The organism is Companilactobacillus furfuricola (assembly GCF_003946325.1).
GTDB lineage: Bacteria > Bacillota > Bacilli > Lactobacillales > Lactobacillaceae > Companilactobacillus > Companilactobacillus furfuricola.
Genome location: NZ_RHNT01000029.1, coordinates 19617 through 27711 on the forward strand (window position 1 = coordinate 19617; position 8095 = coordinate 27711).

Sequence of the window (8095 nt, forward strand, 5' to 3'; positions counted from 1 at the left end):
GGTTCCTCCTTACTTCTTGATTGGCCGGGCTAACGTTACATCGCTACCACTTAGTAAGCTATAAAAGGCGGTGCCAAAGGTGCTTTCGTTAACCTTGTCGCCTACGCCACCTTGTTCAATGATTTTGGTGGCTTTGCCTTGCCATTTGCCTAGCAGAATGGCAGTGTGACCGTTGTTTCCGGCTCCCGCACCTTGATTGACGATGACAATATCGCCGGCCTTTGCGTCATTTTCACTGATCTGTTTCAGATATTGATGGCTACCTTTGGCGTCACTGGCCATCGTGCCGGTAAACCAGCCCATGTTGGCCGGTACCTTGTAACCAGCTTTATTAAGCGCTAACCAGACAAAGCCCGAACAATCAGTTCCACCAGTTTTGCTGGGATTCTTTAAATCACTGCCTAAATCGGGGCCGGGGTGGGTTTGAACATAGTAGAAATCGCCTTTCATACTTTCTGCGTTTTTGACGATACTACCACCGGAATAGCTCGGGTCACTATCACAACCTAACTCGGTCAGATCGCCGGAACTCGCATTGTCTAACGTATTACCGGCCACGGGATCACTCGCCCCGAACACGGAATACCAATGATCGGCATAACCGTATCTTTGGCTTAAATACCATTGTTCCGGGTTTTTGCTCATGCCTTCATAATCCATTAACCAGGCTTTGGTCGCTTTATGCACGTCCGTATATTTAAAAATCTGCTTGTTTGACGCATAGTAACTACTGTTCAATTCTTGGTCGAGATAATCCAACTGTACCCCGAGATTGGTCGCTGATTTGTTTTCTTTGTGGGCTAAGTCCTCCAACTTATCTTTTCGGCCACCTAACCACTGGGCCAAGCCCGTAGCCCCGGAACTGGAATTAATGGACTTGGGATCAAGGCGACTTTCTAGTTGTAAGACCCCCAAGATACCCGCGGCCGCTTGTGGCGTTGCACCATACTTTTGTTTCCAGTGCGCATAGATATTTTTGGCATTTTCCGTCATGCTCTTACTATCTAATTGTGTTTCTGTAGTGGTTGAGTTATCACAACTGTTTTCTTGCAATTGACCAGTAAGCGCGGCAATTAGCAAGATGATTAGCAGAAGGGCGCCACCCACAATATAAGCAATCAATTTCCACTTCTTTTTCTTATATTCAAATGACAATACCTGCATTTAATCACCCACTTTGTGCTTGGCCTGATCGACTTGTTTTTGCGCTGCTGATTGGTCACTCTGCGCGTTCTTTAAGTCCGACTTAGCCGAATCCACCTTCTTGTCTTTATCCTTATCTTTACTGCCATCAATCTTGTTGGCGTCATCTAACTTCTTTTGGGCGTCACTAACTTCGTTCTTAGCGGCATTGAGACTTAACAAGGCTTTTAAATACTTAGCTTTAGGACTGTTCACGCCGGCTAACTTGGTTTGGACAGTCTGGGCGTCTTGCGTATCATTATGGGCGAGGAAAGCTTGCCCTATTCTCAATAACACATCAGCGTTCGTCGTAAAGGATAATTGGTTATTAAGCGTATTGGTATCATAATTAACAATCGCTTTTTCGAGTTTCAATTGATCTTTTTGCTTACTCGTCGCATTAGTTGGTAACTGCCAATCGGCCACTTGACTGCTATCTTGGTTGGCATAAGCCGCATTAACAACCTTGTTCAACTGACTTGGGTCAACCTTTAAGGCTTGCTGGTACTGACGATGCTTTAAAAAGACACTGACTTGCTTAGTTAAAGGATAGCCGGCCCGTTTCATATCTTTTTGCGCTTCCGACCACTTTTGATCATTTAAAGCGGTCTGAATTTGACCGCTATATTTTAATCGCGTGACCTGGGCTTGGTTCTGGTTAGCTAAGCTTTGATATTGCCGTTCGTCACTTTTATGGACTAAGCCGACGGCCAAAACGGCCACAATCGCCACCCCGGCCATACTCAACCATAAACGTTGTTTGGTTTTCTGCTGGGCTGTTTCAACTTCCTGCCATTCGTGATAGCTCACAAAATCATCAATGCCGTTAACCACTTCCGTTAACTCATTTAACGACGTAGCTTTAGCCACTTGTTGTAAATAGTCATCCGGGTGTTTGGCCAGGGCTTCTTGGGGATTGCTTAGTAGCCGTTCATAGGGCGTCCCCGTCAAGCAAAACAGAATCAGTGCTTTGTATTTGGCTAAATTGCTATGCTTGTCATCATAAGGCATGAGTTCATTGGCGCGATAGGCGTACCAAACATGTTGCATGGGGTAATACCACAGATTAGCTGGATTTAACGCAATATGATACTGGCTATCAGCAACCACCTTTTGCGCCATAATTTCTTTCGCAATGGCCGCCCGGATTGCCTTATTCTCATGTGGTAATTCCTTCAATGATCTGACCTTATCTGGCAAGGCATAAGTTAAAACGACCTTCTGGCCTTGCTCAACCACGTTAACCAACTGCAAGAAATTGGCATCAGCTTGCTTTAATTCGTTTAGCTCACTCAACTGGTCATATCGAAACTGATTGTGATTGAGTTCGAGAATTAACTTGTTCCCTTGTCGCTTGAACGTGCCGACCTCGATATTTAATAGCTGATTTGATTTACTCATTTAAAGTCCCTCCTTCCTCTTCGGTAGTGGTTAAAGCGTCAATTTCACTTGGCGTCAGGATCACGCGCTTTTGATAATCCGGTTGAATAGCTGTCTCACGGTTGTATTTTTCCTGGTAAGCTTCTGGGTCGATTAGCCGTAGTTCTTCTTCGGTCAACTCGACACGCATAAAGGCGCGTTGGCTACCATAGATCATCAGGGCTTCGCCTTGTCTACGGCGTTCTAGTAGCTTCTTTTCTTTATCCGAGAACGTCATACGCAATTTGGTAATCACATCATCAACGCCTTTACCGTCAAGACCAAAGAACACTTTGGTGTAGGAGTTCCCAATAATGGCTTCACCAATGTTCTGCCCGGTATCTGTCGTGCCTTCGATCACATCTTGAATTTGCTGTGTTCCGGCAATGGCCCCGGCATTGTATTTTCTAAAACGCTTGTATGCTTGGTGGAAAAAGGTGGCGGCCGCTTTGTGCAAGGTCAAAAAGTGAAATTCATCGACAAACAATTTCTTGCGGCTATGCCGATCTTTGGTAATTTCGTCCCATAGATACTGGAAAGTATTCAGATAAGCCGCTGATTGGACTTCCTGTTCACTTTGTAGTGTTTTTAGATCAAAAGAAATGATCTTCCCCTTTAAGTTGACGTTGGTGTGCCCGTCAAATAGGCTGTTAGAACCATGGGTATAACTACCTAAGATGTAGTAGAAGTCTTTAACCCGATTGAATTTGTCGTCGTCCTTATCTGCCAGTTTTTCCAACTCGTCATAAACATTGGATAAGGTCGGCCACTGATCGTCTTTAATCTCTTTTAAGCGGCTATATTTCAAAACGCCACTGTTGACGTAAGCTTGTTTAACGACATCATCAAGGATTGCCAGCTCAACTTGGGTAATCCCGGTTTTAAGAACTTCAAAGAATCCCTTTAATCGCTGGATTTTATCTTTGACTAGTAAATCAAGGTTCGTGACCGCCTCATCGGCGCTTAGGATTTCTTCGGAGAAAATTTGTAGCGGGTTAATTTTGTACTTCGCATTAGAAGTTAAGTGCAAGACTGCTCCACCCAGGGCTTCAACAATCTTGGTATATTCGTTTTCTGGATCAATAATGTAGATTTGATAGTCTTGAATGGCGTAGCGTAGGATTTTCTGAATCATATAGGTGGTCTTGCCGACCCCCGAGGTCCCGATAATCACTTGATTTTGATTAAGCGTCTTGTTGCGATCCAACATATCTACGGCAATTAAGCTGTTGGTATCTTTGTTAACCCCTTCAATATCAGATCTAGGCTTCAAGTCCAAAATTTCCGCGTCATCAAAGGGAAACATGCTGCTGGCGACTTCGGTATTACTCTCTTTATAGGTGTAATCCCCCATGAGGTTCTCGTTAATTGGCATGGTTGACCAAAATGCTTGGAAAGTCGCTTTAACGGGCACTAGGGGCTTCATTTGTAGTTTAATCAACGTATTCTTAACGTTTTCGGTTAAGTCATCTAATTCTGCTAAACTGTTAGCCCACAGATAAATGAGCATATGTTGGTACACAAATGTGGTAGAATTATCGAGGTATTTATCTAGTTGCATGTTGGCCGAATCAATGTAGTTTTGCAGAATCTTCTTTTTATACGGGTCGAACGTATTTAACTTCTGTGCTTCCTTATTTTGAATCGTCTTCTTGTAATAGGTAATCATTGAATTGTTACTGGCGCTGTCGATATATTGCACAATATCGATAACGCCTTTTTTGCGCTTCAATTCGGATAACCAATTGCCATACACCCGCTTAGGATAGTCAGCGATCGCTAACACCCGAATAAAATTCTCGCCCGACTGGACGTAGGTGGGGTACTGTTCCCAGCTAAACGGGAATAGTGAATGCAAGCTATCGCGATCAATCAGCTTGGTAAAGTCTTCAACCTCCGATTTTTGTTTATTAACCGCTGTTTCACTATTTTGCTGACTTTCGTTTTTGGTTGGCATGAATAAGTCAATGACTTTATCACCAAAATTCATTTTGTTTCCCCCTATCCATTGAAACTGATTAAGTTCTTTAAGATCTCTTGGACTTCTTGACTAGTCAAAACTTTGGCCGTCACATCAAAATCCGTTAACGCATTTTCAATGTCTCGTTTAACCTGTTCGATCTTTTCGTCTAAATGAGTGACCGCTAGGTTTAAGCTCTTAACACTTTTGTCTTTAATTGGCACCTTAACGATTAGCAGATGTTGCTTAGTTGTCATGTTTTTGGATTCTTGGACTTTAGTAAAGTGATTCAAATAACTGGCTATGAGCTGGATTTTGAACTGTTGCTCGGGGTGATCTTTTTGTAAAGCGAGATACCGCCGTTTGAGACCATTGAGATAAGCTGTCATATTGACGGGAATTGTCGGCTCTAAGAACTGTAAGGTGTCATCAACCCCTTCACCTAACGTACTCATGAGAAAGGCGCCATAGTCCTCAAAGACGTCTTGCTGTTCGGTTTCATTAAGTAGATCCAGGTTGATCCCACTAACTTCCAAAATGCCAACGAGATTACCCGTCTTGGTAACTTCGTAATTACCATACATACCCACCACCAAGCTCATGTCATCAATGGTTTCTTTGCCACCATTGATTTTGGGCGGTTGGTAATCCCAATTGAGCTTCGCTGATTTATTGGCGGTTTTGCTCTTCTTCAAACGCATTTAGTTCACCTCGCTTCTTCGGTTTTAAATAAAACAGTTTCTGACCATTGGCATAGCGACGTTTCAACTTAAAGTTATCCCGCACTTTAATATTCTTCCGCGCCGCAACTGGCCGAATTGTTAAAATAGCCATGACAATCGTCATGGCTAAGACAACAATCACTATTTTTATCAGGACTAAAATCAGGCCATAGGGTGGGATCGCAATAAAAATTAAGCCCACTAGTCCTGCCAGCGCCGCATAGCCAAAATCCTTCAAGGTGTAGTCTTTCCAGATCCCATAATCTTTATCTACGTTCTCTGGAAAGATAAATTCTCTTCCTTTCTTCATTTTGGCAGGCTCCTTTTTAAATTAAGTGAATAGGCTGTAAACCCAAGGTAATAGCCAGATAATCGCTGCCGCTAGGGCCACTAAACCAGCCACCCGACCAACCGCGTGATAAACCTCTGATTTCTCTCGTGGATCGTCTGCGTCAGGCATTCTTTTGATAATAATAAATAGCGCGACACAAATCCCAACTAAAACGACCAAGCCAGTTAAAATACCTTGAATCGTCTTACCAGCTTGAGTTAACTTGCTTTTAACTTCGCCGCCGTCCGCCGCCAAAACAACCTGGGCGTTCATCAGCCCTAAATAAATCGCAGTAGCTCCAGTGGTTGCTAACGCTTTTACTTTGCTAAATTTCATATTATTCCTCCTTTCCGTCTTCCTGTGAACGTAATTGAGTCGGTTCTGCTCGCGTTTGCTCGGGTTCTCGCTGATAGAATTTGTCCAATTGCTCCTCGGCAATTTGCTGGCTTGGTAATGGGTCGGTGGCTAATTTAACGCGACCATTTTCGCTCGTGGCTAAGTAATACTCTTTTTCTGACTGACCTAGTTCTTGAGTCTCTAAGACATGCAAATTATGTTCGTAACGGCCTAAGGCGTTATCAACTTTCAACCCATAGAAACCTAAGAAGCCTTCCAGGAAACTCTCACCAAAAAAGGTCATTTCGTTTTTAATTTGCTTATATTGATGGGTGGGTTTATCACTTACCACTTTTTCGGCCTTTTTAGCATTTTGACTGTCTTGATGGCGATTAAACCAGCCACTAAGTTTTAATGGTTCAGTCTTTAACTGGCGTTTAACGGTCTTCTTAATCATTGCTTGCCGAACTTCATCAATCGGTTGTCCATCTTGTCTCAAAATCTCTTGTAGTTGTTTTTGATCAGTCAGTGCTTGGTCATCATAAACCACAATCGCCTTTTGCTCATCATGAAGTAGCTTGCCACTAATGCCTTGCCAGCTTTCTACTTTCATTGGATCACCTCCTTATATTGCCCTTTTCTAGGCTAGAAATATTAAGCAACTAGCTTTCCCCTAGACCACCCGGTAAAATGGATTGTTAGGAGGGTGACCCCTAGAAGGCGTAATTCTAGGTGCTGATCCCCGTTAGCAACTCTACTGCTGACGAGGACGCCCTCTTTTTTTGTTTGTTTCCTTATCCATTCAATGCCTTCCAATGAAATTAATTTGACTGTGCCGGTTTCCATTAAATATTCTTCGGGCATACTATTTGGGTGCCGCCTTAACCATAAGCTTACATATGATCGATCATGCCCTAGCTTGATACCGGCCTGAGATAAACTAATCCATTCGTGTTGTCTTGCCACATGCAGGTAACTCCTTTCTTAAATAATTAACTAAATTATAGCACCATTTGAACACGCTTGTGTACATTTGTTTTTACATTTACATTACAAGTGCATGCCCCCATCTTCATGCCGGTTTCGAGTTTGGTGTTGCCGTTGCTTTTTCGTCATTTCCCACTCAGTCTCCTTTAAACCTTGCGCCTGTTTTTGCCAATGGTAATCTTCATCACGGGCATATAGGGCGGTCATGATTGCGTTACTAAAGGCCGTCTTTAAGTAATAGTCTGGACTAACTGGCTTGTAGTTCAGTGGTTGATAATGTCCGATATTTGCTTTTCGGTACTGGTCATCCTTATCTTGTTGCTCTTTTAACTGCTTTTGGATTTTTTCAATCTGGCTGGTTTTAATAGTTGGATCAGCTTTACACTCACCAAGAAAAATTTGTTTCGTTCCGTCATGCTTTAAAACTCGTTGTAAGTGATGATTTTCTAACTGATCTAAGCTAAACTGCCCCGACAAATAAGCTAACCCTAATTGATGTTCTGGGGTACTGAAAACCCTCGGTGGGTTTTCTTGCCATTGTGCCATTATTTCGACTTTTAATGGCTTTAAAGTTGGATCATAGTACATCACGGCTGTATAAGCCTGTTCTTGTCTAACTAGTGAAAGATCATCTAAATCACCATTAGGAAAGGCTCTTTTCAATACCTCATGGTATTGCGTTTGAATGACTTGCTTAACTGCTATGATTGTCCGTAGGTCTTTGACTGCTCTCGTAATCTTTTGCTGTTCTGCTGGTGAATACTTTTCTAGTAGTCCTTTATCGACGTGTTCTAGGCTTTCTAAGCTATCAGAGTGGATCATTAGCGTATATTTCAGATCGATTTTGGCCTCTTTTTCTTGTTGCATTAATAGCTTAAAACCAACGTATGGCCGCTTGGTAAAGGTCAATAATTGCTGGGTCAATAAATCATCACGAATATTCATTAAACGTTCGTTTAATTCACTGCCTTTGAAAACTGTTTGTTCGCTATCGGTTTCCTTAATTAATTCTCGTCTTTCAGCTTGCGTGGTCTGTTCAAAATTAAGCTCTGGATAAAGTTTTTTAGTCGTGCGATCAACCACTTTATTTAAGAGTTCATCTGCTTTTTTGAGTGAGCTTTCTTGTTGGTTAATTGTCAATAATTGTTTAGTCACATC

Annotated in this window: 8 protein-coding genes and 1 pseudogene; all 9 read right to left on the reverse strand. The window is 42.5% G+C overall.

Annotation, left to right across the window (positions count from 1 at the left end; genetic code table 11):
* Positions 1 to 9: 9 nt before the first annotated feature.
* The gene (locus EKM78_RS08350) at positions 10 to 1164 is read right to left on the reverse strand and encodes a phage tail tip lysozyme (protein WP_125771239.1); all 1155 of its coding nucleotides are present in this window, start codon (positions 1162 to 1164) and stop codon (positions 10 to 12) included.
* A complete protein-coding gene (locus EKM78_RS08355; protein WP_125771241.1) occupies positions 1165 to 2583 on the reverse strand; it encodes a type VII secretion protein EssB/YukC in 1419 nt (472 codons plus the stop codon).
* On the reverse strand, positions 2576 to 4591 hold the full coding sequence (locus EKM78_RS08360) for a VirB4 family type IV secretion system protein (protein ID WP_125771243.1): 2016 nt from the start codon (positions 4589 to 4591) through the stop codon (positions 2576 to 2578). Before EKM78_RS08360 ends, EKM78_RS08355 begins: the two co-directional genes overlap by 8 nt.
* Positions 4592 to 4602: 11 nt before the next feature.
* Positions 4603 to 5262: a TrsD/TraD family conjugative transfer protein gene (trsD, locus tag EKM78_RS08365; RefSeq protein ID WP_125771245.1), complete on the reverse strand. Its 660-nt coding sequence runs from the start codon at positions 5260 to 5262 to the stop codon at positions 4603 to 4605.
* Positions 5231 to 5593, reverse strand: a complete 363-nt coding sequence (locus EKM78_RS08370) for a conjugal transfer protein (protein WP_125771247.1) — start codon at positions 5591 to 5593, stop codon at positions 5231 to 5233. Before EKM78_RS08370 ends, trsD begins: the two co-directional genes overlap by 32 nt.
* 21 nt (positions 5594 to 5614) lie before the next feature.
* Positions 5615 to 5950: a CagC family type IV secretion system protein gene (locus EKM78_RS08375; protein ID WP_015474618.1), complete on the reverse strand. Its 336-nt coding sequence runs from the start codon at positions 5948 to 5950 to the stop codon at positions 5615 to 5617.
* Position 5951: 1 nt separating this feature from the next.
* Positions 5952 to 6563, reverse strand: coding sequence for a hypothetical protein (locus tag EKM78_RS08380; protein ID WP_125771249.1), 612 nt, complete (start codon positions 6561 to 6563; stop codon positions 5952 to 5954).
* Positions 6564 to 6604: 41 nt separating this feature from the next.
* The gene (locus EKM78_RS13120) at positions 6605 to 6916 is read right to left on the reverse strand and encodes a hypothetical protein (protein WP_125771251.1); all 312 of its coding nucleotides are present in this window, start codon (positions 6914 to 6916) and stop codon (positions 6605 to 6607) included.
* A gap of 84 nt (positions 6917 to 7000) precedes the next feature.
* Positions 7001 to 8095: pseudogene (locus EKM78_RS08390) on the reverse strand (MobQ family relaxase); the annotation flags it as partial.

What these genes read in the sequence shown, in the direction of transcription:
- EKM78_RS08350 (WP_125771239.1), bottom strand. Translation starts at nt 1,164, where the DNA reads ATGCAGGTATTGTCATTTGAATATAAGAAAAAGAAGTGGAAATTGATT.
- EKM78_RS08355 (WP_125771241.1), bottom strand. Translation starts at nt 2,583, where the DNA reads ATGAGTAAATCAAATCAGCTATTAAATATCGAGGTCGGCACGTTCAAG.
- EKM78_RS08360 (WP_125771243.1), bottom strand. Translation starts at nt 4,591, where the DNA reads ATGAATTTTGGTGATAAAGTCATTGACTTATTCATGCCAACCAAAAAC.
- trsD (WP_125771245.1), bottom strand. Translation starts at nt 5,262, where the DNA reads ATGCGTTTGAAGAAGAGCAAAACCGCCAATAAATCAGCGAAGCTCAAT.
- EKM78_RS08370 (WP_125771247.1), bottom strand. Translation starts at nt 5,593, where the DNA reads ATGAAGAAAGGAAGAGAATTTATCTTTCCAGAGAACGTAGATAAAGAT.
- EKM78_RS08375 (WP_015474618.1), bottom strand. Translation starts at nt 5,950, where the DNA reads ATGAAATTTAGCAAAGTAAAAGCGTTAGCAACCACTGGAGCTACTGCG.
- EKM78_RS08380 (WP_125771249.1), bottom strand. Translation starts at nt 6,563, where the DNA reads ATGAAAGTAGAAAGCTGGCAAGGCATTAGTGGCAAGCTACTTCATGAT.